Genomic DNA, 26,587 nt, shown 5'->3' with positions numbered 1-26,587 from the left:
GGGGGCTCTCTTTAGGGCTCGGCTATCGCGTCAGCGTGTCACTCGGAGGCGACGTCGCCGCTGATGATCTCGCCGAACAGTTCCCACTTCTCACCCTTGAACCGCTGCATCTGAAGCTGCGAAATCGGGGCGAAGTCGGTAGCGCTGGTATTGATCTTGACACCGGGCAGCAGCGTGTCCGGAGCAAAGTCCTTCAACGATGCCGCCTGCTTCATGATGTTGGCGCGGGTCAGATCGTCGCCGCACATTTCCAGCACCTTGGCCAGTGTCGACGCTGCGCCATAGCCATAGACCATGCTGGTGTCCGACTTGTCGGCGCCCGGCATGTACTTGTCGACGAACTCGTTCCACTTCTTCATGCCGGGATCGTTGGCCCACTGCGGATCGGTCGAATCCTTGGCATAGGCGGCAGACAGCACGCCCTGGGCATTCTCGAAGCCGGCCGGCTTCATCACGCTGCCGACCGAGATCGACACGTTGGTGAGGATCTGGAGCGGCTTCCAGCTGAGCTCGGCGGTCTTCTTGATGGTCTGGGCTGCGAACTTCGGCGTGGTGTAGATCAGCAGCACGTCGGGATTGGCGGCCTTGATCTTGACGATATGGCCGTCGATCGACGGCTCGGAGACCTCGTAGCTCTCTTCCATGATGATCATGGACGAGGCCTTGGCGCCGAGTCCGTCCTTGGTGCCCTTGAGGTAGTCTTTGCCGAAATCGTCGTTCTGGTACAGGATCGCGACCTTGGCGTCCGGCTTCTCCTTCATCAGCCATTTCGCGTAGATCTGCGCTTCGCTCTGGTAGGAGGGCTGCCAGCCCATGGTCCAGGGGAAGTTCTTCGGATCGTTCCACTTGGTGGCGCCGGTTGCGACGAACAGTTGCGGGATCTTCTTGGCGTTGAGATATTTCTGGATCGCCGTGTTCGAGGGCGTGCCGAGCGGATTGAAAACCACCAGCACCTCGTCGCTCTCGACCAGCTTGCGCACCTGCTCGACAGCCTTCGGCGGCGAATAGCCGTCGTCATAGGTGACGAAGTTGATCTTGCGGCCGTTGATGCCGCCCTTGTCGTTGATCATCCTGAAATAGGCTTCTTCGGTCTTGCCGATGATGCCATAGGCCGACGCCGGACCGCTGTACGGCATAATATTGCCGATCTTGATCTCGGTATCGGACGCGCCGGTGTCGTATTTCTTTTGGGCGAGTGCAGCGCCGGAGGTGAGGGCAATGGCCGCCGTTGCCGTGACCAGCGCGGCGGCTCGCAGTGTTCTTCCAAAATGCAATTCGTTCTCCTTGGTTAAAACGACAGGCTTGACGAGAGGGATTCAGTTCTTTCTGAGCTTGCCGGCGAGTTGCTGGCCCAGAATCGCGACCTGCCTTGCGCCATGCGGCACGAGGTAGATGACGAGGAACAGGAGCACGCCGAATACCGCGCCTGAGAGGCCCTTGGAGATGCCCTCCGCGATGTTCGGCACGAAGATGATGAAGGCCGCGCCGACGATCGAGCCGGGCAGCCAGCCGACGCCGCCGACGACCATGCCGAGGAACAGCGAGATCGCGAGCGTGATGGTGTAGCTGTCGGGCGCCACGAACTGCACGGCGATGGCGCCGAGTGAGCCGGCGATACCGGTGATGGCCGCGGAGACGCCGAAGGCCAGCGTTTTGTAGAGCGCGACGTCCACGCCCATGGCGGAGGCCGCGATCTCGTTGTCGCGGATCGCCATGAAGGCGCGGCCCGAGCGGGAGCGCAACAGGTTCACCGCGAAGATGTAGATCGCGATCGTGACCACGAGCGTGAAGTAGTACAGCCACATGTCCTGCGACATCGGCAGGCCGAACGGCGCGTCCGGCTTGGTGACGACGAGGCCCTGCACGCCGCCGGTCCAGTGCTCGAGGAAGTTCAGCTTCAGAAGCTGCGGCATCGCGGTCGCGAGCGCGAAGGTTGCGAGCGCGAGATAGACCCCGGAAAGCCGCAGCGCCGGCTGCCCGAACAGGAAGCCGAAGGCGAAGCAGACCACGCCGGCAATCGGCAAGGTCAGCGCATAATTGACGTTGAAGTGCTCCATCAGCACTGCGGTCGTGTAGGCGCCGACGGCGTAGAACGCGCTCTGGCCGAGCGAGAACTGGCCCGAGCCGCCGGTCAGGATGTTCAGTGCCAGCACCGCAAGTCCGTAGATCAGGAGCATCGTCATCTGGAAGATGATGAAGTTCTTGACGAAGACGGGCGCGATGAGCAACGCCGCGAGCACCACCAGCGAGGTGCCGGTGCCCAGCGTCATGGCCCGTTTCGGAACGGCCTCGACGGCAGGGGCTTCCGTTACGACATCTTCAACTGCGCTCATGATCAAACTCGCTTGACGATGTGCCGGCCGAACAGGCCAGCGGGTTTGACGACCAGGACGGAGATGATCAGCGCGAGCGCGATCGGAAGCTTTAGCTCGTTGCCGACGCCGGGAATGTAGGTGCCGGCGAGATTCTCGAAGACACCGACCAGGAAGCCGCCGACCACGGCGCCGAACGGGCTGGTCAGCCCGCCGAGCACCGCCGCGGCGAAGCCGTAGATCAGCACGCCGCCCATCATGTTGGGCTCCAGGAACACGACCGGGGCGATCAGCATGCCGGCGATCGAGCCGATCGCCGAGGCCATGCCCCAGCCCAGTGCGATCATCCAGGAGGTGTTGATGCCGACGAGGCGCGCCGATTCAGGCACCGAGGCGGCAGCGCGCATGGCAAGGCCGATCCGCGTGTACTGGAAGAAGAAATAGAGCCCCAGCAGCAGCAGCACGGTGACGCCGATCATGCCGGCCTGGTGGGTCGAGATCAGCTGGCTGCCGAGGAACGGGGCGGAGCCGAACGGGGTCGGGTACTGCTTGATCGTGAAGTCCCAAATCAGGCCGGCCGAGGAGTTGATGATCGCGAACAGCGCGATGAAGCCGGCGACGTTGGTCAGCACCGGCGCCTTCGCCAGAGGCTTGAACAGGATGCGTTCGATCGCGATGCCGCCGATGAACGAGAAGATCAGCGTGATCAGAAAGGCACCCCAATAGGGCACGCCCCATTGCATCAGTTGCCAGGAGATGAACGTCGAGAACATCGCCATCTCGCCTTGCGCGAAGTTGAGATGGTCGATGGCCTGGTAGATCATGACAACGGCCAGCGCCATGCAGGCATAGATGGCACCGGTGGCGATGCCGGCCAGGACCTGGTTGGTAAAAAGCTCCATCGTCCCGGCTCCTTAAAGCTTGCTCAATTTGGATTGAGATGCTGCGGCATCAAAGCTCCACCTCTCCCGTTGGGAGAGGTCGCGCGGTTGGCGCGGGTGAAGGGTTAAGGTCTTTCGGGGAAGCTGCGCCCCCTCATCCGGATTGCTTCGCAATCCGACCTCTCTCCGTTGGGGAGAGGTGTACCCAGAGCGATACATTGTTGCCATCATCCGCTCCCTCAGTAACCCAGATAGGATTTGCGGATTTCTTCGTTGTTCGCGATGTCTTTCGCTTTGCCCGACATCACGATGCGGCCGGTCTCGATCACATAGGCCTGGTCGGCGAGTTCGAGCGCGAGCTGGGCGTTCTGCTCGACCACCAGGATCGACACTTTGTCCTCGCGGTTGATCTTGCCGAGGATGCCGAACAAATCGCGCACCACGAGCGGCGCGAGACCGAAGGAGGGCTCGTCCAGCAGCATCAGCCGCGGCCGCAGCATCAGCGCGCGGGCGACCGCGAGCATCTGCTGTTCGCCGCCGGAGAGCGTGCCGGCCTGCTGGGTGTGCCGCTGCTTCAGCACCGGGAAATGCGCGTACATGCGCTCGATGTCGGAGACGATGCCGGCGCTGTCCTTGCGGGTGATGGCGCCGAGCTGGAGGTTCTCCTCCACCGTCATGTTGGTGAAGGTGCCGCGGCCCTGCGGCACATGGGCAATGCCGAACCGCACGATGCTCTCGGTGGAGCGGTTGTTCAGCGGCTTGCCGTCGAACTCGATGCCGCCGGTCGAGCGCACCATGTTGCAGATCGCGCGCAGCGTCGTGGTCTTGCCGGCGCCGTTGGCCCCTAACAGCGTCACGAGCGAGCCTTCGTTCAGCGAGAAGGACAGGCCATGGAGCGCCTGGACCTGGCCGTAATAGGCACGCAGGTCCTTGACGTTGAGCAGCGTCGTCATTGGTCCTTGCTCCCGAGATAGGCCTTGATGACGTCGGGGTCCGCCTGCACCTGGGCGGGCGTGCCTTCCGCGAGCTTCTTGCCGAAATTGAGCGCGACGACGTGGTCGGCGATCGACATCACGAGACCCATGTGGTGCTCGACCAGGAGCACGGTCATGTGGCGATCGTCGCGGATGCGACGGATGAGGTCGCCGAGCACATGGACTTCCTCGTGATTGAGGCCGCCGGCGGGCTCGTCGAGCAGCAGGATCTTCGGGTCCGCCGCCAGCGCGCGCGCCAGCTCGACGCGCTTCTGCGTGCCGAAGGGCAGGCCGGAAACCACGGTGTGGGCAACGTCCTCAAGATCGAGATAAGCGAGGATTTCGTGCACCTTGTTGTTGACGCTGGTCTCGCTGCGCCGGACCCAGGCCAATCTCAGGGAGTCGCTGATGATGTCGCTGGAGGTCTTTGAATGGGCGCCGACACGGACATTGTCCATCACCGAAAGGTTCGGAAACAGCGCCACGTTCTGGAAGGTGCGGCCAATGCCGATCTCGGCGATCCGGTGCGGCGGCCGCGACAGGATGCTGACGCCCTCCATCAGGATGTCGCCGGACGACGGCTGGTAGAGCCGCGACAGGCAGTTGAAGAGCGTGGTCTTGCCGGCGCCGTTCGGGCCGATCAATCCCAGGATCTGCCCCTTGTGCATGTCGAAGGACACGCCGTTGAGCGCGATGATGCCGCCGAACACGACGCTGACGTCGCGAACCGCGAGCAGGGGCGATGTCCCCTGCGCGAGCTGTGCCTGCGTCATCTCGTCTCGCCCACACCGATCAGTGGGCGAAGGGGCGATGCGAACCGCTCCCGGTGATGACAAAGGCTATCTGAATCCCTCGGCCACACGCGCAACTTTTCCTCCTGATTTCAGCTTTTTGCTGACGTCTTTTTTTGAATGCGGCATCAGACCCCCGAGTGCCGCTTCGATGTTCCTTACCATCGCAAGCAGACGCGGTCCAATGTCGTTGATCAAACGCTCTTCCGTGAAACGGAATGCGGGCGCGCCGCAATTGAATGCGTAGGGTCCGGTTCCGTCGTTGAGCTTGAGCGCGACGCCGGCGGCACCGATGTCGTCGTGCCAGTCGCCGACGGAAATCGCAAAGCCATATTTCGCCACGGTCTCGCCGGAGCGTTCCAACCCGTCGCGCATCTTCGGCCAGCGGCTGCCGTAATGCTCGCGCAGCAGACGCGACAGTTCTGCGCGATCGTCGGCATCGAGCGCCCAGAAATAGGCGCGACCCATCGCGCTGGTTGCAATCGGCACGCGGGAGCCGACGTCAAGTTGAACGCCGACGGTCTCGCTGCCCCGGCTCTGCCCGAAATAGATCATGCTGTGGCGGTCGCGGCCGCCGACGGCGACCGCGCCGCCGGTCGCGCGCATCACTTCCTCGCGGAACGGTTCGGACAAATGCCGAACACCGAGATTGGCGAGCGCCGCATAGCCAAGCGACATCGCGGCCGGTGTGAGCTGGTACTTCTCGAAGCGGGGAACCGGCGCAAGATAACCGAGCTTCGTCAAGGTGTAGGTCAGGCGTGACACGGTCGGCTTCGGCAGATTTGTCCGCGCCGCGATCTCCTGATTGCCGAGAAGGCCGTCATTGGGTTCGAATGCGCGCAATACGTCCAGTCCGCGGGAAAGCGCGACGACGAAATTCCGGTCGGTCGCAGTCTTCTTTCCTGTACGCTTCATCCCTGATCTGCTTCTTGCGCGGAGTCGTTGACAACGTCCGTGCTTCAAAATAACCCTGCCGTCAAGATGCGGAATTAAATTCCGCACCGCGAAATCGAACAAAGTTAATCCCACCAAGGAGGGACACCGTGAGCGAAGTGGTCAAGCTTGAGCGTCATGACGAAGTCGGCATCGTCACGGTCGACAGCCCTCCAGTCAATGCGCTGAGTGCCGCGGTCCGCAGCGGCATTTTGGAGTGCGTCAAGGCTGCAATCGCCGATCCCGGCATCAAGGGCATCGTGCTGACCTGTGCCGGCCGCACCTTCATTGCGGGTGCCGACATCACCGAATTCGGCAAGCCGCCGAAGCCGCCCGCCCTCAACGACGTGCTGTCCGAGATCGAGAACTCGCCGAAGCCGATCGTCGCCGCGATCCATGGCACCGCGCTCGGCGGTGGCCTCGAGGTCGCGCTCGCCTGTCATTACCGCGTCGCGGTGAAAGAGGCCAAGCTCGGCCTGCCCGAGGTGAAGCTCGGCCTGTTGCCGGGCGCGGGCGGCACCCAGCGCCTGCCGCGCGCGGTCGGTCCCGAGCTCGCGGTCAAGATGATCGTCGGCGGCGATCCCATTGGCGCAGCGGAGGCGCTGAAGAACGGGTTGATCGAGGAGATCATCGAGGGCCCGGCGTCGGGCGGCGAAGCCTTCGTCCGCAAGCTGCTGGCCGAGAAGCGTCCGCTGCGGCGCCTGCGCGATGACGATTCCAAGCTCGCGGCCGCCAAGGCCGATCGTTCCATCTTCACCAATGCGGTCGCGGCCATGACCAAGAAGTCGCGCGGCCTGGAAGCGCCGTTCGCAGCGGCCGACGCCGTCGGCTACGCCATCGACCTGCCGTTCGACGAGGGCCTAAAGAAGGAGCGCGAAGGCTTCCTCAAGCTCGTCGCCAGCGACCAGTCCAAGGCGCAGCGCTATGCCTTTTTCGCCGAGCGCGAAGCCGCCAAGATCGCGGGGATCCCTGAAGGCACCAAGCCGCGCCCGGTCAACCGTGTCGCCATCCTCGGCGCCGGTACCATGGGCGGCGGCATTGCGATGTCGTTTGCCAATGCGGGCATTCCCGTCACCCTGATTGAGACCGGGGAAGAGCAGCTCAAGCGCGGCATGGGCGTCATGCAAAAGAACTGGGAAGCGACCGCGGCACGCGGCGGCATCCCGGCCGATGCGCCTGCCAAGCGCATGGCGCTGATCAACGGCAAGGTCGGGATCGAGAACGTCGGCGATGCCGACCTCGTCATCGAGGCCGTGTTCGAGACCATGGCGGTGAAGAAGGAAGTGTTCGGCAAGCTCGACCAGTTCGCCAAGCCCGGCGCGGTGCTCGCCTCCAACACCTCGTATCTCAACATCGACGAGATCGCGAAGTCGACCAAGCGTCCGCAGGACGTTCTCGGGATGCACTTCTTCTCGCCGGCCAACGTCATGAAGCTGTGCGAGATCGTGCGCGCCGAGAAGACCGCGCCCGATGCGCTGGTCACCGCTGTCAATATCGCACGCAAGATCGCAAAGGTGCCGGCCGTGGTCGGCGTGTGCGACGGCTTCGTCGGCAACCGCATGCTGGCGCAGCGCGGCAAGCAGTCCGAGAAGCTGCTGTTCGAAGGCGCTTTGCCGCAGCAGGTCGATGCCGTCGTGACCAAGTTCGGCATGCCGATGGGACCGTTCGCGATGGGCGATCTCGCCGGCCTCGACATCGGCTGGCGCTCGCGGAAAGATCGCGGCATCAAGTCGGAGATCGCGGATGCGCTCTGCGAAGCCGGCCGCTTCGGCCAGAAGACCGGCAAGGGCTACTACAAGTATGAAGGCGGCAGCCGCGCGCCGCTGCCCGATCCCGAGGTCGAGAAGCTGATCGACGAGACACTGGCCCGTCTCGGCCGCAAGAAGCGTGTCGTCAGCGACGAGGAGATCCTCGAGCGCATGATGTATCCGATGATCAACGAGGGCGCGAAGATCCTCGAAGAGGGCATTGCGGTACGCCCCTCCGACATCGACGTGGTCTGGCTCTACGGCTATGGCTGGCCGATCTACCGCGGCGGCCCGATGTTCTGGGCCGACAGCGTCGGCCTCAAGCACATCGCCGACCGCTTGTCGTTCTACGCCAAAGAGACCAACGACCCGAGCCTTGAGCCCGCGCCGCTCCTGAAGAAGCTCGCGGATGAGGGCAAGACGTTCGCGTCGCTGGCGGCTGCGTCGAAGGCGGCTTGATGGAGCTTCGCGCTCCAATTCTCAGTCATTCCGGGGCGCCCGCAGGGCGAACCCGGAACCTCAAGATTCCGGGTTCGATGCTTCGCATCGGCCCGGAATGACGCTTTGTTGGACTTGAGACCTTAATGACCCATCCCGGCGAACAGTTTTATCCCGAGGGCGTGCATTGGGACGACACCATCGTCCAGGGTACGCTGCCCGACCTGCTGTCGCAGGCCGCCGCCGATTACGGCGCGCGCACCGCGATCGAGTTTCGCGACCGACCCATCACTTATAGCGCGCTTGCCGCGATGGCCGAGCGTGCCGCCGCGGCCTTCCTGCGCGCCGGCTGTGGCAGGAACAGCTCGGTCGCACTGTTCCTCGGCAACACGCCCGATCATCCCGTCAATTTCTTCGGTGCGCTCAAGGCCGGCGCCCGCGTCGCGCATCTGTCGCCGCTCGACGGCGAGATCGCGCTGACCCACAAGGTCGCCGATTCCGGCTCGCGCCTGCTCGTCACCTCCAACCTTGCCGCGCTGCTGCCGACCGCGCTGAAATTTCTGGAGAAGGGGCTGATCGATCGCCTCGTCGTCTGCGAGGACGACGATTGGGGCAAGGTCGGCACGCCGCAGGCGGCGATCCCCGATGATCCCCGTATCGTCACGTTCGAAGCCTTCGTCGAAGGCGCGGCCGCGCCGGCCGAGTGGCCGAACGTGACGGCCGATGACGTCGCGCTGCTGCAATATACCGGCGGCACGACCGGCCTGCCCAAGGGTGCGATGCTGACGCACGGCAACCTCACCGCGGCGGTGTCGATCTACGACGTCTGGGGCAAGCCGGCGCGCGCCGCGCGCGGCGATGTCGTCGAGCGCGTGATCTGCGTGCTGCCGCTGTTTCACATCTATGCCCTCACCGTCGTGCTCTTGTCCTCGCTTCGCCGCGGCAATCTGATTTCGCTGCATCAGCGCTTCGATGTCGAAGCGGTGATGCGCGACATTGAGATCAAGCGCGCGACGTACTTTCCGGGCGTGCCGACGATGTGGATCGCGATTGCGGCGCTGCCCGACCTCGACAAGCGCGACTTCTCCTCGCTTGCCACCATCGGCTCTGGCGGTGCACCGCTGCCGGTGGAGATCGCGAGCTTCTTCGAGCGCAAGGTCGGCAAGAAGCTGCGCAGCGGCTGGGGCATGACCGAGACCTGCTCGCCCGGCACCGGTCATCCGCCTGTTGGCCCCGACAAGCCCGGTTCGATCGGTCTGATGCTGCCCGGCATCGAGCTCGACGTGGTCGCGCTGGACGATCCGAGACGCGTGCTGCCGCCGGGCGAGGTCGGCGAGATCCGCATCAAGGGCCCGAACGTCACGAAGGGTTATTGGAACAAGCCGGAGGGGTCCGCGGAGGCCTTCGTCGACGGCCGTTTCCTCACCGGCGACATCGGCTACATGGATCAGGACGGCTATTTCTTCCTGGTCGATCGCAAGAAGGACATGATCATCTCCGGCGGCTTCAACGTCTATCCGCAGATGATCGAGCAGGCGATCTACACCGTCCCCGGTGTGCACGAGGTGATCGTGCTCGGCATTCCCGATCCCTATCGTGGCGAGGCCGCCAAGGCCTTTATCAAGCTGAAGCCGGAGGCAAAACCGTTCTCGCTCGACGAGCTGCGCACCCAGCTCGCTGGCAAGCTCGGCAAGCATGAATTGCCGGCCGCAGTCGAGTTCGTCGACGATCTGCCGCGCACGCCGGTCGGAAAATTGTCGCGCCACGAATTGCGCCAGCAGCAGAAATCGTCACAATCCATCAAAACCGCATCAGGAGGTCGTTCTTGACCGACGCCGTTATCGTTTCCACCGCCCGCACGCCGATCGGCAAGGCCTATCGCGGCGCGCTCAACGCCACCGAGGGCGCGACCCTGCTCGGCCACGCCATCGGCGAGGCCGTCGCCCGCGCCAAGGTCGATCCCAAGGAGGTCGAGGACGTCGTGATGGGTGCAGCCCTCCAGCAGGGCGCGACCGGCGGCAACATCGCGCGCAAGGCGCTGCTGCGCGCCGGCCTTCCCGTCACCGTCGCCGGCACCACCATCGACCGGCAATGCGCTTCGGGCCTGCAGGCGATCGCGCTCGCCGCGCGCTCGGTGATCTTCGACGGCGTCGAGATCGCGGTCGGCGGCGGCGGCGAGTCGATCAGCCTCGTGCAGAACGACAAGATGAACGGCTTCCACGCCCAGGATCCGGCGCTGCTCAAGATCAAGGGCGAGGTCTACATGCCCATGATCGACACGGCCGAGGTCGTCGCCACGCGCTACGGCATCTCGCGCGAACGCCAGGACGAATATTCGCTGGAGAGCCAGCGCCGCACCGCGGCCGCGCAGCAGGGCGGCAAGTTCAAGGACGAACTCGCGCCGATCACCACGCAGATGGCGGTTACCGACAAGGCGACCGGTACGGTCTCGATGAAAGAAGTCACGCTGTCGCAGGACGAAGGTCCGCGTCCGGAGACCACCGCTGAAGGCCTCGCCGGCCTCAAGCCGGTGCGCGGTGACGGTTTCACCATCACCGCCGGCAATGCCAGCCAGCTTTCCGACGGCGCCAGCGCCTCCGTCATCATGAGCGACAAGGAAGCGGCCAAGCGCGGCCTCAAGCCGCTCGGCATCTTCCGCGGCTTCGTCTCCGCCGGCTGCGAGCCGGACGAGATGGGTATCGGCCCGGTTTTCGCCGTGCCGCGCCTGCTCAAGCGTCACAATCTCACGGTTGACGACATCGGCCTGTGGGAGCTCAACGAGGCCTTCGCGGTGCAGGTGCTGTATTGCCGCGACAAGCTCGGCATCGACCCCGACAAGATCAACGTCAATGGCGGCGCGATCTCGGTCGGCCATCCCTACGGCATGTCGGGCGCGCGCCTCACCGGCCACGCTCTGATCGAAGGCCGCCGCCGCAAGGCGAAGTACGCGGTCGTCACCATGTGCGTCGGCGGCGGCATGGGCGCGGCGGGACTTTTTGAGGTGTTGCAATAGTTCACCGTCGTCCTGGCTTTCGCCAGGATGACGAAGCTCACAGGAGGATCCGATGGATCTCGCATTCACGAAAGAAGAGCAGGCGTTTCGCGAGGAAGTGCGGCAGTTCTTGCGCGACAACGTGCCGCCGGATACGCGGCGCAAGCTGGTCGAGGGCCGCCACCTCTCGAAGGACGAGATGGTGACATGGTGGCGCATCCTCAACAAGAAGGGCTGGGGCGTCAGCCACTGGCCGAAGGAATATGGCGGCACGGGGTGGACAAGCGTGCAGCACTACATCTTCAACGAGGAGCTGCAGTCCTATCCAGCGCCGCAGCCGCTCGCCTTCGGCGTCAGCATGGTCGGCCCGGTCATCTACACCTTCGGCAACGAGGAGCAGAAGAAGAAGTACCTGCCGCGCATCGCCAATGTCGACGATTGGTGGTGCCAGGGATTTTCGGAGCCCGGCTCCGGCTCCGACCTCGCCTCGCTGAAGACGAAAGCCGAGCGCAAGGGCGACAAATGGATCATCAACGGCCAGAAGACCTGGACCACGCTGGCCCAGCACGCCGACATGATCTTCTGCCTCTGCCGCACCGATCCCGCCGCCAAGAAGCAGATGGGCATCTCCTTCATCGTGTTCTCGATGAAGTCGAAAGGCGTCACCGTGCGTCCGATCCAGACCATCGACGGCGGCGCCGAGGTCAACGAGGTCTTCTTCGACGACGTCGAGGTTCCCTACGAGAACCTGATCGGCGAGGAGAACAAGGGCTGGGACTACGCCAAATTCCTGCTCGGCAATGAGCGCACCGGCATTGCCCGCGTCGGCGTCTCCAAGGAGCGCATCCGCCGCATCAAGGATCTGGCGTCGAAGGTCGAGTCCGGCGGCAAGCCGATCATCCAGGATCCCGCCTTCCGCGAGAAGCTCGCGGCCTGCGAGATCGAGCTGAAGGCGCTGGAGCTGACCCAGCTTCGCGTCGTCGCCGACGAAGGCAAGCACGGCAAGGGCAAGCCCAATCCGGCTTCGTCCGTGCTAAAGATCAAGGGCTCCGAGATCCAGCAGACCACCACCGAGCTGTTGATGGAAGTGATCGGTCCGTTCGCCGCGCCTTACGACGTGCACGGCGACGACGGCTCCAACGAAGCCATGGACTGGACCGCCCAGATCGCACCGAGCTATTTCAACAACCGCAAGGTCTCGATCTACGGCGGCTCCAACGAGATCCAGCGCAACATCATCGCCAAGGCGGTGCTGGGGCTTTAGCGTCATTCCGGGGCGCGCGTCAGCGCGAACCCGGAATCTCGCGCCACAAACTCTGGATTTCCGGGTCCACGCGCTTCCGCGCGTGTCCCGGAATGACGAAGCATTAATTCCGGGTACGAGGAACCAAGCAACATGGATTTTGACCTGTCCGAGGAGCAGCGGCTTCTCAAGGAAAGCATCGACGGCCTCTTGACCGATTCCTACGATTTCGAGAGCCGCAAGAAGTATATGAAGGAGAAGGGCGGCTGGAGCAAAACCGTCTGGCTCAAGCTCGCCGAGCAGGGCCTGCTCGGCCTGCCCTTCGCAGAGACCGATGGCGGCTTCGGTGGCGGCGGCGTCGAGACCATGATCGTGATGGAAGCGCTCGGCAAGGCGCTGGTGCTCGAGCCTTATCTCGCCACGGTGGTGATCGGCGGCGGCTTCCTGCGCCATGCCGGCAGCGACGCGCAGAAGGCCGCGCACGTGCCAGGGATCATCGACGGCAGCAAGACGCTGGCGTTCGCCCAGCTCGAGAAGAACTCGCGCTACGATCTGTTCGACGTCACCACGACGGCGAAGAAGAAGAGCGAAGGTTGGGTGATCGACGGCGAGAAGTTCGTCGTGCTCAACGGCGAGAACGCCGATACCCTGATCGTCACCGCGCGCACCAGGGGCGAGCGCCGCGATCATAAGGGCATCGGCGTGTTCCTGGTCCCCGCCAATGCAAAAGGCGTAGCTAAGAAGGGCTATCCGACCCAGGACGGCCTGCATGCTGCCGACGTCACCTTTACCGGCGTCGAAATCGGCGCGGACGCCGTGCTCGGCAACCCCGAGGATTCGCTCGCGCTGATCGAGCGCGTCGTCGACGAGGCGCGCATCGCACTCTGCGCCGAGGCGGTCGGCTTGATGGACGAGTCGCTCAAGACCACGGTCGAGTACATCAAGACGCGAAAGCAGTTTGGCGTTCCGATCGGCTCGTTCCAGTCGCTCCAGCACCGCGCCTCCGACATGTTCGTCGCTGCCGAGCAGGCGCGCTCGATGTCGATGTTCGCGACCATGGCCGGTGATTTCGAGGACGCCAGGGAGCGCAGCAATGCGATCGCCGCGGCCAAGGTGCAGATCGGCAAGTCGGCCAAATTCGTCGGCCAGCAGTCGATCCAGCTCCACGGCGGCATCGGCATGACCATGGAGGCGAAGATCGGCCACTATTTCAAGCGCCTCACCATGATCGAGAATACCTTTGGCGACACCGACTACCACCAGCGCCGTGTCGCGGAGACGGGCGGATTGATCTAGTCATACGACGCCTGTCGTCCCCCGCGAAGGCGAGGGGCCCAGTCCACCGCGGCTTCTCGATTCCAGCCGCGCCGTCTCTGGAATACTGGATCGCCCGCCTTCGCGGGCGATGACACTGAGTATGCGGCCATAGCGGAGCCCAACAAATGAAAAACACCCCGTTCGATCTCACCGGCAAGGTCGCCGTCGTCACCGGCTCCAGCCGCGGCATCGGCCGCTCCTCCGCCGAGCTGCTGGCAAAATTAGGAGCCAAGGTCGTGGTCTCCTCGCGCAAGGCGGATGCCTGCAAGGAGGTCGCCGATGGCATCATTGCCGCCGGCGGCGATGCCATCGTCATTCCCTGCAACATCGCGCGCAAGAACGAGGTCGAGGCGCTGATCTCGGGCGCAACGAAGCACTACGGCAAGGTCGACATCCTCGTCTGCAACGCCGCAGTGAACCCCTATTACGGCCCGCTGCTCGACATCACCGACGAAGCCTTCGACAAGATCATGGGCTCGAACGTCAAGAGCAACATCTGGCTCTCCGCGCTCGCGATCCCTGAGATGGCCGAGCGCGGCAATGGCTCCGTCATCATCATCTCCTCGATCGGCGGCTTGCGCGGCTCCACCGTGATCGGCGCCTACGGCATCTCGAAAGCCGCCGACTTCGCGCTGTGCCGCTCGCTCGCCGGCGAATGGGGCCCCAAAGGCGTTCGCGTCAACTGCATCGCGCCCGGACTCGTCAAGACCGATTTCGCCCGCGCGCTCTGGGAAGACGAAGCCAATCTGAAGCGCCGCACCGCCACCACGCCGCTCCGCCGCATCGGCGAACCCGACGAAATCGCCGGTGCCGTCGCCTACCTCGCCTCCGACGCATCGAGCTTCATGACCGGCCAGACCATCGTCATCGACGGCGGCGTCACCACGGCAGCGGTGTAGCCGGCGAAACTACGTTCAGTTGCATCGAGGCGCGGCTTCTCTTACCCTCCCCTGGAGGGGGAGGGTCGCTGCGCATGCAATGCGCAGCGGGGTGGGATGAAGCCACACAAATGGTCTCAACATCGATCCGACGCGCCGCCGCGAAGAAACTGAGAGCCAACACCACGCTGCACGAGCGGATGCTGTGGCGCGTCCTCAAAGACCTCCCGATGCACGGCTCGCACTTCCGCCGCCAAGCGCCGATCGGCCCCTACGTCGTCGATTTCTTCTGCCCAGCCAAGCGCCTCATCATCGAACTGGACGGCGGACACCATAGCCAAGAGGAGGTGGCCGCATGCGACCTCGATCGCCAACGCTGGCTCGAGCGCGAGGGCTACCGCGTCGTCCGCTTCTGGAATTCGGAGATCGCCAGCGATCTGATGGCCGTGCGCGAACGCATCTACATCGAGCTGTACGGATCGCGCGAGACGGAGACACAACCACTGAAACATCGCCGCTCATAGTCGCGCCTTCTCTGACCCTCCCCTGGAGGGTCGCTGCGCATGCAATGCGCGGCGGGGTGGGGTGGCAGACCATCCGCGAACGCGGTGCTTCGGAACGCGTGTAAAAGATCCTTTCTGAAAGGAATGTGAGACCGCCGTTGCGGCTTCACCCCACCCCGCTCGCGCTTCGCGCGATCGACCCTCCCCCTCCAGGGCCCCTCCAGGGGAGGGTAAGCGGAGACCAATCTTGACCTCTTGCCGGCAATCCCGTTTTCTTGCCGCGACACAATGATCCCTTCCAGGGAAACGCCAAGAAAACGCTGAGGTAGCCGCCATGTCTTTCGTCCTCGCCATCGACCAGGGCACCACCTCTTCGCGCGCCATCGTGTTTCGCAGCGACATTTCGATCGCGGCGAAGGCGCAGGCCGAGTTTCCGCAGCATTTCCCGGCCTCGGGATGGGTCGAGCATGAGCCGGAGGACATCTGGACTTCGACGGTGATGGTGTGCCGCGAGGCGATCGCGCAGGCCGGCATCAATGCAAAGGACATCGCCGCGATCGGCATCACCAACCAGCGCGAGACCACCGTGGTGTGGGACCGCGCCACCGGGCAGGCCGTGCACCGCGCCATCGTCTGGCAGGACCGCCGCACCGCAGACATCTGCGCCAAGCTGAAAGCCGACGGCCGCGAGCCCGTGATCTCGCAGAAGACCGGCCTGATCATCGATCCCTATTTCTCCGGCACCAAGGTGGCCTGGATCCTCGACCACGTTCCCGGCGCGCGGGCGCGCGCCGCGCGCGGCGAGCTGATGTTCGGCACCATCGATTGCTATCTGCTCTGGCGCCTCACCGGCGGCAAGGTGCATGCCACCGACGCCACCAATGCCTCGCGCACGCTGCTGTTCAACATCCACACCGGCCAGTGGGACGACGAGCTCTTGGAGATCATCGGCGTGCCGCGCTCGATGCTGCCCGAGGTCAAGGACTCTTCCGCCCGCTTCGGCGAGAGCACGCCCGACCTGTTCGGCGGGCCCATTGCGATATCAGGCATCGCCGGCGACCAGCAGGCCGCGACCATCGGTCAGGCCTGCTTCCGCCCGGGCATGATGAAGTCGACCTACGGCACCGGCTGCTTTGCGCTGCTCAACACCGGCACCACGCCTGTGGTGTCGAAGAACAAGCTGCTCACCACCGTCGCCTATCAGCTCGACGGCAAGCGCACCTACGCGCTGGAAGGCTCGATCTTCGTGGCAGGCTCGGCGGTGCAATGGCTGCGCGATGGTATAGGGCTCATCAAGCATGCCGCCGAAACCGGCCCGCTCGCCGATCAGTCGGATTCCATGCAGAGCGTCTATCTCGTCCCTGCCTTCGTCGGCATGGGCGCCCCCTATTGGAATCCGCGCGTCCGTGGCGCCTTGTTCGGCCTCACCCGCAACACCGGCCCTGCCGAGCTCGCCCACGCCGCGCTGGAAAGCGTCTGCTATCAGACCTTCGATCTCTGGGCCGCGATGCGCGCGGACTGGCCGAGCTCGGAAACGGCGAGCGTCGTGCTCCGCGTCGATGGCGGCATGACCGCCTCCGACTGGACCATGCAGCGCCTCGCCGATCTCCTCGACGCCCCGGTTGACCGCCCCGTGATCCAGGAGACCACGGCCCTCGGGGCTGCCTACCTCGCCGGCCTCCAGGCGGGCGTCTATCCCGAGCCGACAAAATTCGCCGACAACTGGCGCCTCGAGCACCGCTTCAAGCCGAACATGAGCCAGACGACGCGCGAGCGAAAGCTGGCCGGATGGGCAAGAGCGGTGAAGGGCGTGCTGGCGAGCGACGAGGGGGAGGGGTAAGCGTAAGCGGATTCACGTCGCTCGCTCAAATAACAACAACGGGAGAAACGACAATGAACACGGATATCAACCGGGTCATGCGGGCGCTGTGCACCGCGGCGGTCTGCAGCGTGCTGCTCGCTTCCGGCGCAACCGCACGCGAAAAGGAGAACCCGCTCTCGAACGCGCGCCAAGTCAAGACCGATGTCGCCGGCCTCAATGCGCCCGCCAGGATCCTGGTCGACGTCTGGGGCATTCCGCACATCTATGCCGGTAACGAGCACGACCTGTTCTTTCTGCAGGGTTTCAACGCCGCGCGCGACCGGCTCTGGCAGATCGATCTCTGGCGCAAGCGCGGGCTCGGGCTGCTCGCCAGGGATTTCGGCCCGGCCTATGCGGAGCAGGATAAGGCGCTGCGGCTGTTCCTCTATCGCGGCGACATGAACGCGGAGTGGGCGTCCTATGGCCCCAAGGCGAAGACCTACGCGGAAGCGTTCGTTGCCGGCATCAATGCCTATGTCGCGGATGTTCGCGATGGCAAGCGGCCGCTGCCGATCGAGTTCAGGATCGCCGGCACCAGGCCGGATCCCTGGACCGCGGACGACGTCGTCCGTATTCGCAGCCATGGGCTCACCCGCAATATCGCTTCGGAGGTCAAGCGCTCCCTGGTTGCCTGCGCGGCGGGCCTCGAGGCCGATCGGTTTCGCGTCAAGCTCGAGCCGGCCTGGACGACGAAAGTCCCCGATGGCCTCGATCCCTGTAGCGTCCCGAAGGCGGTGCTCGCGGCCTATGACCTTGCGACGCGCCCGGTCGCCTTTCCGCAGCCGAAAGAGCGACAGGCCGCGCTCGCGCATGATCCCGACACCTATCTGGACGCGGCCGATCAACAGCGCGACACCATCGGCTCTAACAATTGGGTGATCGCGCCTTCGCGCACCGCGACCGGACGCCCGATTCTCGCCAACGATCCGCATCGCGAGCACAGCGTGCCGTCGCTGCGCTATATCGTCGGGCTGAACGCGCCCGGCCTTTCCGTGATCGGCGCCGGTGAGCCGGCGCTGCCCGGCATTTCGATCGGCCATAACGGCACCATCGCCTTTGGCCTCACCATCTTCAATGTCGACCAGGAAGACCTCTACGTCTATGAGCTCAATCCGCAAAATCCCAATCAGTACCGTTACGGCAATGGTTGGGAGGACATGCGCATCGTCCACGAGACCGAGCAGGTGAAAGGCGAGGGCGATCGCGAAATCGAGCTGAAGTTCACCCGGCACGGTCCGGTGATTCATGTCGACGAGGGCAACAAGCGCGCCTTCGCGGTGCGCTCGATCTGGTTCGAGCCCGGCACTTCCGCCTATTTCGGCTCGTCCGACTACATGACCGCGAAGGACTGGAACGGCTTTCTCGCGGCGATGCGGCGCTGGGGCGCGCCCTCGGAGAACCAGGTCTATGCCGATACGCGCGGCAATATCGGCTGGGTTGCCGCAGGCAAGACTCCGCGCCGCGTCAACTATGACGGTCTGATGCCGGTGCCGGGCGATGGCCGCTATGACTGGCAGGGCTTTCTGTCGCTCGACGATCTGCCAAAAGCCTATCAGCCCAAGCAGGGCTTTCTGGCCACGGCCAACCAGATGAACCTTCCGCCTGATTACCCCATCAGCGAACGCAAGGTCGGCTTCGAATGGGCCGACAGCGCCCGCTGGCAGCGCATCGTCGAGGTGCTCCAGGCCAACAGCAAAGTGACACTCGCCGACGCCATGGATTTGCAGAACGACGATACCGCGATGCTGGGGCGGCGCCTCGTCAAGCTGCTGCAGCCTCTGACTTCGGACGATGCCAATGTGAAGAAGGGTCTCGAGCTGTTGAGGCCATGGGACGCGCGCGATGCCGCCGACAGTGCCGCCGCCGCATTGTTCGAGGTCTGGATCGCCAATCATCTCGGCCCCACGCTGCTGAAGACCACGGCGCCCAAGGCGGTGGGCTTGATTGCGCCCGAGGCATCCAGCATTTCGGCGATCGTCGCCTATCTCGAGTCCCCTGATGCCGCGCTCGGCGCCGATCCCGCTGCCGCACGCGACCAGATCCTGCGCGAGAGCTTGGGCGCTGCGGTTGCCGACGTCGCCGGCAAGCTCGGGGACGATGCATCGACCTGGCGCTGGGGCCGCCTGCATGTTGCCAAGTTCGACCACGCGCTGATCCCGCTTGCCGACAAGGCGACCGCAGCGCAAATGTCGGTGGGCCCGCTCGCCTTCGGCGGCGCAGCCAACGTTCCGCGCGCCGCCACCTATCGCCGCTCGGACTACCAGCTCATCTCAGGCGCCTCGTTTCGGATGGTGCTCGACGTCGGCAATTGGGACGCGAGCCGCACCATCAACACGCCGGGGCAATCCGGCGATCCGTTCAGCGGCCACTACCGCGACCTCGCCCCGCTCTGGGCGACCGGACAATATGTGCCGCTGCTCTACAGCCAACCCGCGGTCGAAGCCGCTACCGCAGAAGCCATCACCCTGACGCCGCGATGATGATATCGGACGGCTATTCCGACGTGCCCGCCGGCAAGATCGCGGCGGTTGTCACGCATTTGGAGATGACCGCACCTCCGGAGCGCCGCGACGATCCCCCTGGCGCGTGGACCCTGCGCAAGGTCGATACCCCCGCGCTTGCCTGGTACCGCGACCTCTTCCGCCGTGTCGGCGAGGAGTGGTTGTGGTTCTCACGAGCCCGCATGACCGATGCAGAGCTCGCTGCGATCATCCACGCGCCTGGCATCGAGGTCTACGCCCTGGTCGCGGACGGAAGCGACGAAGGCCTGCTCGAGCTCGGCTTCCGCGAGCCCGGCCAGTGCGAGCTGACCTATTTCGGCGTCACCGCTAGGCTAATCGGCACCGGCGCCGCCCGCTTCCTGATGAACCGCGCGCTGGAGCTTGCGTGGTCACGCGACGTCCGCCGCGTCTGGGTGCACACCTGCACGTTCGACCATCCATCGGCCGTTGCCTTCTACCAGCGGTCCGGCTTTCGCGCCTTCCGCCGCCAGATCGAGGTGGCGGACGATCCGCGTCTCGATGGTACGGTGTCGCGCACGGCGGCGAGGCATGTGCCGATCATTGATTAATCGCGGCTGTCTCCCCGCCGTCATTGCGAGGAGCTCTTGCGACGAAGCAATCCAGACTGTCTCCGCAGAGAGATTCTGGATTGCTTCGCTGCGCTCGCAATGACGGCGTGTGGCCGCCGTCATCGCTCTTCCAATTCCCAGGGCAACGCGCGGCAGTCCACGTGGTCCCCTCATCATTCCCACTCAGCCGTCGAACTTTACCGCCGTGGTGTTGGCGCCGCAGACCAGAACCGCGATGCGCTCGCCTGCTGAGGGACGGTAGCGGCCGGAGAGCAACGCGGCAAAGGCGGCCGCGCCGCCGGGCTCGGCCACGAGGCGCAAGTGCGACCACAGCGCGGCCTGGGCTTTGCGGATCGCATCGTCGCTGACGAGGATGACGCGCTCCACATGAGCCCGCGCCACCGGAAACATCAATTCGCCGACGCGCCGCGGCGCAAGGCTGTCGGCGGCGATGCCGCCGGCCGGCGCATCGACCGGAGCGCCCGCTTCAAACGCAGCGTGCAGGGTTGGCGATTGCTCCGGTTCGACCGCGACGATGCGCGTCCTGTCGGCGTACCAGGCCGCAATGCCGCCGATCAGCCCGCCGCCGCCGACCGCCACCAGCAGCGTGTCGATGTCGGGTGCGTCCTGCTCCAACTCCAGTCCGACGCTGCCCTGTCCGAGCAGGGTTTCCGCCTGGTCGTAGGCGTGGACGGCCACCGCGCCGGTCTGCGCGACATGCGCCTCGCTCGCGACGAGCGCATCGGCGTAGCGGCTGCCCGCGATCATCAGCTTGGCGCCGTACCCCCTGATCCGCTCGGCCTTGGCCGGCGAGGTGATGTCAGGCACGAAGATCGTGGCGGGAATGCCGAGCTGCTGCGCCGCATAGGCGACCGCCGCGCCGTGATTGCCGCCGGATGCGGCGACGACACCCGCCTGCGGCACCTGGCGCAGCAACAGATTGGCGAAGGCGCCGCGCGCCTTGAACGATCCGGAATGCTGCAGCATTTCGAGCTTGAACGTGACGGGCGCGGCCGGCAGGTCGAAATCGGCGAGATCGGCCTTTAGAAGCGGCGTGCGCCTGATATGCGGGCGGATGACCGCCTCGGTCGCCGCAATCCGCTCCCGCGTGATGTCCATGGTCTTTGTCATGATACCGTCCAGAATAGCGCAAGGGAGCGTTGACATCCATTAGGTAATTAGCAAAATGGCTAAATGAAGTTTGCCGTTGCCTTGCGCGCGCTCGCCAACGAACGCCGCCTGCAGATCCTGGAATGGCTGCGGGATCCGCGGAAGCATTTTCGCGAGCAGGCCGACGGCGACCTGGTCGAGGACGGCGTCTGCGGATTGCTGATCGCCGAAAAGCTCGGCGTCAGCGCACCGACATTGAGCGAGCACATGCGGGTGCTGACTGCCGCGAAGCTGGTGCGCGCCAAACGAATCAAGCAGTGGACGATGTACAAGCGCAACGAGACGGCGATCGCCGCCATCAAGCGCTCGATTCAGGACGGCCTTTGAGCGGGCGGTCCGTACCGTGCGACTGACGCTTCGTTGCAGCCGGCGCAATGCTCCATTTCCGAGATTTTTGTTGCGCCGCACCGAACTGGTCGTGGAGACTGATCGGCCCTGCCTTGTTCAATGATCGAGAAAAGCGACAACCATGTTCCTGATCGGCCAATACGATTCCCCCTTCGTCCGCCGCGTCGCCATGGCGCTGAAGCTTTATGGCCTCGCCTTCGAGCACAAGCCGTGGTCGACCTTCGGCGATGCCGACAAAATCGCGCCGTACAATCCGCTGCGCCGCGTGCCGACCCTGGTGCTCGACGACGGCGAGGCGCTGATCGAGAGCACGATCATCCTGGATTATCTCGACGAGCTCGTTGGTCCCGAGAAGGCGATGCTGCCGCGCAGTGGCGCCGAGCGGCGGCGCCATTTGCGCATCTGCGCGCTCGCCTCCGGCCTCGGCGACAAGGCGGTGAGCCTGCTCTACGAGCGCGTGCTGCGGAAGGAGCAGCTTGCGCTATGGGTCGAGCGCTGCCAAGCACAAATCGCGGACGTGCTGAAGGTGCTCGAGGCCGAGCGCGCCAAGGTGACGACGCCGTACTGGCTGGGCGACCGCATCGGTCATGCCGATGTTGCAGCGGCCTGCGTCGTCCGCTTCACCCGCGAAGCGCATCCGCAGCTGTTCGACGCCTCGCGCTATCCGGCCCTCGCGGCGCATGCCGAGCGCTGCGAGGCACTCTCCCCGTTCCAGGAGATCGTGCAGCCCTTGGCTCCGCCGAAGGGGTGAGGCCGTCACCCTCCCCTGGAGGGTCCGAGACGAGCGAAGCTCGCTCGTGGGTCGATCGCGCGAAGCGCGAGCGGGGTGGGGTGATCTCTCCGCACGGGCAGTGCGTGCGCGGATAGACTGTCACCCCACCTCGGTCCGCATTCCGCTGCGCTGCATGCGAACCGATCCACGGGCGAGCTACGCTCGTCCCGGACCCCTCCAGGGGAGGATCGGCGGCTATATGTTTGGGCTGCCCAGCTCCGTCATTCCGGGGCGCGCCTCTTAGCGCGAGCCCGGAATCCATTTGCCCACATGAGATGCCGCACGATGGATTTCCGGGCTCGCGCTGCGTGCGCCCCGGAATCACAGCGTTGACTCGGCGTGAGTGTCAGCCGGCCGCAGCAGCCGATGATGCAATACTACGCCTGTTTTGCCCGACGTCGCAAACGCGGCTTCGGCTACACCGAAATTGCTCAGCCTTTTCAACCCCATCGCTACTGTGCATGGGGTTGTTTTCTCATTTTTGTTTTAGAGGGGTGCCTACCCCGCCCCCGCGCGCTTCTTCTGCCAGACGAGGTGCACCGCGCAGGTGCAGCCCGGCGGATGCGAGCCGAGGTCCTTCGGCGTCTCGTCATTCGCGGGCGTCGCGGCAAACGCATTTTCCGCCTCCGGCTGGGACGGGATGTAGTTCAGCACCGGCGCGAGCCAGCGCTCGGCTTCCGCTACGCTCATGCCCTTGCGTGCGGCGTAGTCCTCAACCTGGTCGCGCTCGATCTTGCCGACGCCGAAATAATAGCTCGCAGGGTTTGCGAAATAGAGCCCTGAGACGGACGAGCCCGGCCACATCGCAAAGCTCTCGGTCAACTTCACGCCGGCCGTGTTTTCCGCATCGAGCAGTTCGAACAATGTCGCCTTCTCTGTGTGATCGGGCTGCGCGGGATAGCCGGGCGCGGGGCGAATGCCCTGATATTTTTCGAGGATCAGATCCTCGCTGGAGAGCGCCTCGTCCGGCGCATAGGCCCAGAACTCGCGGCGGACGCGGGCATGCATGCGCTCGGCGAAGGCTTCGGCCAGGCGGTCGGCCAGCGCCTTGCACAGGATCGAGGAATAGTCGTCGTTCGCCAGCTTGAAACGATCGGCGACCGCGTCCTCGCCGATGCCAGCGGTGACGACGAAGCCGCCGACATAGTCGGGCACGCCGGTGCCGACGGGCGCGACAAAGTCGGCGAGCGCCGCGTTGAAGCGGCCCTCGCGCTTTTCGAGCTGCTGGCGCAGCGTGTGCAGCGTCGCCATGCTCTTGGTCCGGCTTTCATCGGCATAGAGCACGATGTCGTCGCCTTGCGCATTCGCCGGCCAGAAGCCGATCGTCGCGCGTGCCCGGAACCATTTCTCCTTCACGATGGTGTCGAGCATCTTGCGCGCATCGTCGTAGAGCGAGCGCGCGACCTCGCCGACCTTGGGGTCGTGGAGAATGGCGGGGAAGCGCCCGGCGAGCTCCCAGGTCTGGAAGAACGGCGTCCAGTCGATGCAGTCGACGAGCTCGGCGAGGTCATAGTCGTCGAAGCTCTTGATGCCGAGGAAGGTCGGCTTCACCGGCTTGTTTGCTGCAAAGTCCACCGGCACGCGGTTGACGCGGGCAGCCGCCAGCTTCAGCCGCTTCTTGTCCGCCTGCGCACGCAAATGCGCCTCCGAGATCTTGGCGTATTCGGCGCGCACCTCGGCGGCATAGGCCTCGCGCTTCTCCGGCGAGAGCAGCGCGGAGGCCACGCCGACGGCGCGGCTGGCGTCGTTGACGTGCACGACCGGGCCGGCGCGATAGCTCGGGTCGATCTTCACCGCGGTATGCACGCGGCTCGTGGTGGCGCCGCCGATCAGCAGCGGCAGCTTGAGGCCTTCGCGCTGCAACTCGCCGGCGAAGAATGCCATCTCGTCGAGCGAGGGCGTGATCAGGCCGGACAGACCGACGATGTCCGCCTTCTCCGCCTTCACGGTCTCGACGATCTTGGCCGCCGGCACCATCACGCCAAGATCGATGACCTCGAAATTGTTGCACTGGAGCACGATGCCCACGATGTTCTTGCCGATATCGTGAACGTCGCCCTTCACGGTCGCGAGCACGATCTTGCCGGCGGACGAGGAGCCCTCCGTGCCGATGCCGTTCGCAAGATTGCGCGCCTTCTCCTCCTCCATGAACGGCATGAGATAAGCAACCGCCTGTTTCATGACACGCGCAGACTTCACCACCTGCGGCAAGAACATCTTGCCGTCGCCAAAGAGGTCGCCGACCACGTTCATGCCGGCCATCAGCGGTCCTTCGATCACGTCGAGCGGGCGCGAGGACAATTTGCGGGCCTCTTCCGTATCCTGCTCGATGAACTCGGTGATGCCGTGCACCAGCGCGTGGCTCAGCCGCTTCTCCACCGGCCATTCGCGCCAGGCGAGATCGGCTTCCTTGCTTTCCGTCTTCTTGCCGCGGAATTTTTCCGCGAGCGCCAGCAGACGTTCGGACGCACCCGGATCGCGATTGAGGACGACGTCCTCGCAGGTCTGGCGCAGCTCCGGATCGATGTCGTCATAGACGATCATCTGCCCGGCATTGACGATGCCCATGTCCATGCCGGCCTTGATGGCGTGATATAGGAACACCGAGTGCATGGCTTCGCGCACCGGCTCGTTGCCGCGGAACGAGAACGACAGATTGGACACGCCGCCGGAGATGTGCGCGCCGGGCAGGTTCCGGCGGATCCAGCGCGTCGCCTCGATGAAGTCGACGCCGTAATTGTTGTGCTCCTCGATGCCGGTCGCGATCGCAAAAATGTTGGGATCGAATATGATATCCTCGGGCGGGAAGCCGACGCGGTTGACGAGGATGTCGTAGGCGCGCTTGCAGATCTCGGTCTTGCGCGCGAACGTGTCGGCCTGGCCGACCTCGTCGAACGCCATGACGACCACGGCCGCGCCGTGGCGGCGGGCGATCTTGGCCTCGTGAATGAACTTGTCCTCGCCTTCCTTCATCGAGATCGAGTTGACGACCGGCTTGCCCTGCACGCATTTCAGGCCGGCCTCGATCACCGAGAATTTCGAGGAATCGACCATCACGGGGACGCGGGCGATGTCGGGCTCGGCGGCGACGAGGTTGAGGAAGGTCACCATCGCCGCCTCGGAATCGAGCAGGCCCTCGTCCATGTTGACGTCGATAATTTGCGCGCCGTTCTCGACTTGGTCGCGCGCGACCTGCAGCGCGGCAGTGTAGTCGCCGGCGGTGATCAGCTTGCGGAAGCGGGCCGATCCTGTGACGTTGGTGCGCTCACCGACATTGACGAAGGGGATCGCATCCGTCAGCACGAACGGCTCGAGGCCGGAGAGCCGCAAGCGCGGCGCGATCTCCGGCACGATGCGCGGCTTGTGCGTGGCCACGGCGGCGGCGATCGCTGCAATGTGGTCCGGTGTGGTACCGCAGCAGCCGCCGACGATGTTGACGAGGCCGTCACGGGCAAATTCGCCGATCAGGCGCGCCATGTACTCCGGGCTCTCGTCATACTGGCCGAACTCGTTCGGCAGGCCGGCATTGGGATAGGCACACACGAGCGTATCGGCGACGCGGCCGATATCGGCGATATGCGCGCGCAGGTCCTCGGCGCCAAGCGCGCAATTGAAGCCGATGGTGATCGGCCTCGCGTGGCGCACCGAATTCCAGAACCCTTCCGGCATCTGTCCGGAGAGCAGGCGGCCGGATTTGTCGGTAATGGTGCCCGATACCATCACCGGCATGTCGATTCCGAGTTCTTCCGTGATCTCGGCGATCGCGTAGAGCGCCGCCTTCGCGTTGAGCGTATCGAAGATGGTTTCGACCAGCAGCAGATCGACGCCGCCGTCGATCAGGCCGCGGATCTGCTCGCCATAGGATTTTCGCAAATCGTCGAAGGTGACGGCGCGGTAACCGGGATTGGAAACGTCGGGCGAAATCGAGGCGGTGCGGTTGGTCGGCCCGATGGCGCCGGCGACGAAGCGCGGCTTGCCGTCCTCGGCCGCGACGCGCCTTGCCGCATTGCCGGCGAGGCGGGCGCCTTCACGCGCCATCTCGTAGACGATGTCGGCGAGGTCGTAATCGGCCTGCGCGATCGAGGTCGTCGAGAACGTGTTGGTCGCGACGATGTCGGCACCGGCGCGCAAGTACGCGGCGTGGATGTCCTCGATCGCCTGCGGCTGGGTCAGGATCAAGAGATCGTTGTTACCGCGCAGGTCGCGGTGAAAGTTCTTGAAGCGCTCGCCGCGGAAGGCGGCCTCGTCGAGCTGGAGGTTCTGGATCATCGTGCCCATGGCGCCGTCGAGCACGAGGATGCGTTCGCGCGCGGCGTTGAGCAGGGCAGTTCGCTTGGGAGAGATGGTTCCGGTCAT

20 protein-coding genes are annotated in these 26,587 nt (G+C 64.6%); 12 read left to right on the top strand and 8 right to left on the bottom strand.

What is annotated here, in order from left to right; translation table 11 throughout:
• Positions 1–38: 38 nt before the first annotated feature.
• The 6 genes from IVA91_RS19755 to IVA91_RS19730 all read right to left on the bottom strand — a co-directional run bounded on the left by IVA91_RS19755 (position 39) and on the right by IVA91_RS19730 (position 5,873).
• A complete protein-coding gene (locus IVA91_RS19755) occupies positions 39–1,274 on the bottom strand; it encodes an ABC transporter substrate-binding protein (protein WP_247277875.1) in 1,236 nt (411 codons plus the stop codon).
• A 42-nt stretch (positions 1,275–1,316) separates the two neighbouring features.
• Positions 1,317–2,333, bottom strand: a complete 1,017-nt coding sequence (locus tag IVA91_RS19750) for a branched-chain amino acid ABC transporter permease (protein ID WP_247417227.1) — start codon at positions 2,331–2,333, stop codon at positions 1,317–1,319.
• A gap of 2 nt (positions 2,334–2,335) precedes the next feature.
• Positions 2,336–3,214, bottom strand: a complete 879-nt coding sequence (locus IVA91_RS19745; RefSeq protein ID WP_247277873.1) for a branched-chain amino acid ABC transporter permease — start codon at positions 3,212–3,214, stop codon at positions 2,336–2,338.
• Between the two features lie 218 nt (positions 3,215–3,432).
• Entirely contained in the window at positions 3,433–4,146 is a 714-nt protein-coding gene (locus IVA91_RS19740) for an ABC transporter ATP-binding protein (RefSeq protein ID WP_247277872.1), read from the bottom strand.
• Entirely contained in the window at positions 4,143–4,940 is a 798-nt protein-coding gene (locus IVA91_RS19735; RefSeq protein WP_247277871.1) for an ABC transporter ATP-binding protein, read from the bottom strand. The genes IVA91_RS19740 and IVA91_RS19735 overlap by 4 nt, the downstream gene beginning before the upstream one ends.
• 66 nt (positions 4,941–5,006) lie before the next feature.
• A complete protein-coding gene (locus IVA91_RS19730; RefSeq protein ID WP_247277870.1) occupies positions 5,007–5,873 on the bottom strand; it encodes an IclR family transcriptional regulator in 867 nt (288 codons plus the stop codon).
• A 128-nt stretch (positions 5,874–6,001) separates the two neighbouring features.
• Here IVA91_RS19730 and IVA91_RS19725 point away from each other — a divergent pair, with 128 nt between their 5' ends.
• The 10 genes from IVA91_RS19725 to IVA91_RS19680 all read left to right on the top strand — a co-directional run bounded on the left by IVA91_RS19725 (position 6,002) and on the right by IVA91_RS19680 (position 19,941).
• Positions 6,002–8,098: a 3-hydroxyacyl-CoA dehydrogenase NAD-binding domain-containing protein gene (locus tag IVA91_RS19725; RefSeq protein WP_247277869.1), complete on the top strand. Its 2,097-nt coding sequence runs from the start codon at positions 6,002–6,004 to the stop codon at positions 8,096–8,098.
• 125 nt (positions 8,099–8,223) lie between these two features.
• Entirely contained in the window at positions 8,224–9,906 is a 1,683-nt protein-coding gene (gene pimA, locus IVA91_RS19720; protein ID WP_247277868.1) for a dicarboxylate--CoA ligase PimA, read from the top strand.
• Entirely contained in the window at positions 9,903–11,090 is a 1,188-nt protein-coding gene (locus IVA91_RS19715; RefSeq protein ID WP_247277867.1) for an acetyl-CoA C-acyltransferase, read from the top strand. The genes pimA and IVA91_RS19715 overlap by 4 nt, the downstream gene beginning before the upstream one ends.
• A gap of 52 nt (positions 11,091–11,142) precedes the next feature.
• The gene (gene pimC, locus IVA91_RS19710; protein ID WP_247277866.1) at positions 11,143–12,333 is read left to right on the top strand and encodes a pimeloyl-CoA dehydrogenase large subunit; all 1,191 of its coding nucleotides are present in this window, start codon (positions 11,143–11,145) and stop codon (positions 12,331–12,333) included.
• A 132-nt stretch (positions 12,334–12,465) separates the two neighbouring features.
• On the top strand, positions 12,466–13,608 hold the full coding sequence (gene pimD / locus IVA91_RS19705; RefSeq protein ID WP_247459090.1) for a pimeloyl-CoA dehydrogenase small subunit: 1,143 nt from the start codon (positions 12,466–12,468) through the stop codon (positions 13,606–13,608).
• A gap of 146 nt (positions 13,609–13,754) precedes the next feature.
• The gene (locus IVA91_RS19700; protein ID WP_247277864.1) at positions 13,755–14,528 is read left to right on the top strand and encodes an SDR family oxidoreductase; all 774 of its coding nucleotides are present in this window, start codon (positions 13,755–13,757) and stop codon (positions 14,526–14,528) included.
• A 110-nt stretch (positions 14,529–14,638) separates the two neighbouring features.
• Positions 14,639–15,031 carry an endonuclease domain-containing protein gene (locus IVA91_RS19695; RefSeq protein ID WP_247277863.1) on the top strand — a complete coding sequence of 131 codons (393 nt, stop codon included), beginning with the start codon at positions 14,639–14,641 and terminating at the stop codon, positions 15,029–15,031.
• 313 nt (positions 15,032–15,344) lie between these two features.
• The gene (gene glpK / locus IVA91_RS19690; RefSeq protein WP_247277862.1) at positions 15,345–16,850 is read left to right on the top strand and encodes a glycerol kinase GlpK; all 1,506 of its coding nucleotides are present in this window, start codon (positions 15,345–15,347) and stop codon (positions 16,848–16,850) included.
• A 53-nt stretch (positions 16,851–16,903) separates the two neighbouring features.
• On the top strand, positions 16,904–19,351 hold the full coding sequence (locus IVA91_RS19685) for a penicillin acylase family protein (RefSeq protein WP_247277861.1): 2,448 nt from the start codon (positions 16,904–16,906) through the stop codon (positions 19,349–19,351).
• The gene (locus IVA91_RS19680) at positions 19,348–19,941 is read left to right on the top strand and encodes a GNAT family N-acetyltransferase (protein WP_247277860.1); all 594 of its coding nucleotides are present in this window, start codon (positions 19,348–19,350) and stop codon (positions 19,939–19,941) included. Before IVA91_RS19685 ends, IVA91_RS19680 begins: the two co-directional genes overlap by 4 nt.
• Positions 19,942–20,124: 183 nt before the next feature.
• Here the strand turns inward: IVA91_RS19680 and IVA91_RS19675 are convergent, their stop codons facing one another.
• On the bottom strand, positions 20,125–21,072 hold the full coding sequence (locus IVA91_RS19675) for a threonine/serine dehydratase (protein ID WP_247459089.1): 948 nt from the start codon (positions 21,070–21,072) through the stop codon (positions 20,125–20,127).
• Positions 21,073–21,135: 63 nt separating this feature from the next.
• Here IVA91_RS19675 and IVA91_RS19670 point away from each other — a divergent pair, with 63 nt between their 5' ends.
• Both IVA91_RS19670 and IVA91_RS19665 read left to right on the top strand, forming a co-directional pair.
• Entirely contained in the window at positions 21,136–21,438 is a 303-nt protein-coding gene (locus IVA91_RS19670) for a winged helix-turn-helix domain-containing protein (RefSeq protein ID WP_247277858.1), read from the top strand.
• A 142-nt stretch (positions 21,439–21,580) separates the two neighbouring features.
• Positions 21,581–22,210, top strand: coding sequence for a glutathione S-transferase family protein (locus tag IVA91_RS19665; RefSeq protein ID WP_247277857.1), 630 nt, complete (start codon positions 21,581–21,583; stop codon positions 22,208–22,210).
• A 519-nt stretch (positions 22,211–22,729) separates the two neighbouring features.
• Here the strand turns inward: IVA91_RS19665 and metH are convergent.
• Positions 22,730–26,587, bottom strand: coding sequence for a methionine synthase (gene metH / locus IVA91_RS19660; RefSeq protein ID WP_247277856.1), 3,858 nt, complete (start codon positions 26,585–26,587; stop codon positions 22,730–22,732).

The sequence above is a fragment of the Bradyrhizobium sp. 153 genome, assembly GCF_023073835.1.
In the GTDB taxonomy this organism is placed as follows: Bacteria; Pseudomonadota; Alphaproteobacteria; order Rhizobiales; family Xanthobacteraceae; genus Bradyrhizobium.
The sequence above is the reverse complement of the archived record's forward strand: the minus strand, read 5'-3'. Positions and strand labels throughout refer to the sequence as shown.

Bases quoted from the DNA above. Each gene is read 5' to 3' on its own strand.
- IVA91_RS19750 (WP_247417227.1), bottom strand. From the start codon at position 2,333: ATGAGCGCAGTTGAAGATGTCGTAACGGAAGCCCCTGCCGTCGAGGCC.
- IVA91_RS19745 (WP_247277873.1), bottom strand. From the start codon at position 3,214: ATGGAGCTTTTTACCAACCAGGTCCTGGCCGGCATCGCCACCGGTGCC.
- IVA91_RS19740 (WP_247277872.1), bottom strand. From the start codon at position 4,146: ATGACGACGCTGCTCAACGTCAAGGACCTGCGTGCCTATTACGGCCAG.
- IVA91_RS19735 (WP_247277871.1), bottom strand. From the start codon at position 4,940: ATGACGCAGGCACAGCTCGCGCAGGGGACATCGCCCCTGCTCGCGGTT.
- IVA91_RS19730 (WP_247277870.1), bottom strand. From the start codon at position 5,873: ATGAAGCGTACAGGAAAGAAGACTGCGACCGACCGGAATTTCGTCGTC.
- pimA (WP_247277868.1), top strand. From the start codon at position 8,224: ATGACCCATCCCGGCGAACAGTTTTATCCCGAGGGCGTGCATTGGGAC.
- pimC (WP_247277866.1), top strand. From the start codon at position 11,143: ATGGATCTCGCATTCACGAAAGAAGAGCAGGCGTTTCGCGAGGAAGTG.
- pimD (WP_247459090.1), top strand. From the start codon at position 12,466: ATGGATTTTGACCTGTCCGAGGAGCAGCGGCTTCTCAAGGAAAGCATC.
- IVA91_RS19700 (WP_247277864.1), top strand. From the start codon at position 13,755: ATGAAAAACACCCCGTTCGATCTCACCGGCAAGGTCGCCGTCGTCACC.
- IVA91_RS19695 (WP_247277863.1), top strand. From the start codon at position 14,639: ATGGTCTCAACATCGATCCGACGCGCCGCCGCGAAGAAACTGAGAGCC.
- glpK (WP_247277862.1), top strand. From the start codon at position 15,345: ATGTCTTTCGTCCTCGCCATCGACCAGGGCACCACCTCTTCGCGCGCC.
- IVA91_RS19685 (WP_247277861.1), top strand. From the start codon at position 16,904: ATGAACACGGATATCAACCGGGTCATGCGGGCGCTGTGCACCGCGGCG.
- IVA91_RS19680 (WP_247277860.1), top strand. From the start codon at position 19,348: ATGATGATATCGGACGGCTATTCCGACGTGCCCGCCGGCAAGATCGCG.
- IVA91_RS19675 (WP_247459089.1), bottom strand. From the start codon at position 21,072: ATGACAAAGACCATGGACATCACGCGGGAGCGGATTGCGGCGACCGAG.
- IVA91_RS19670 (WP_247277858.1), top strand. From the start codon at position 21,136: ATGAAGTTTGCCGTTGCCTTGCGCGCGCTCGCCAACGAACGCCGCCTG.
- IVA91_RS19665 (WP_247277857.1), top strand. From the start codon at position 21,581: ATGTTCCTGATCGGCCAATACGATTCCCCCTTCGTCCGCCGCGTCGCC.
- metH (WP_247277856.1), bottom strand. From the start codon at position 26,587: ATGACCGGAACCATCTCTCCCAAGCGAACTGCCCTGCTCAACGCCGCG.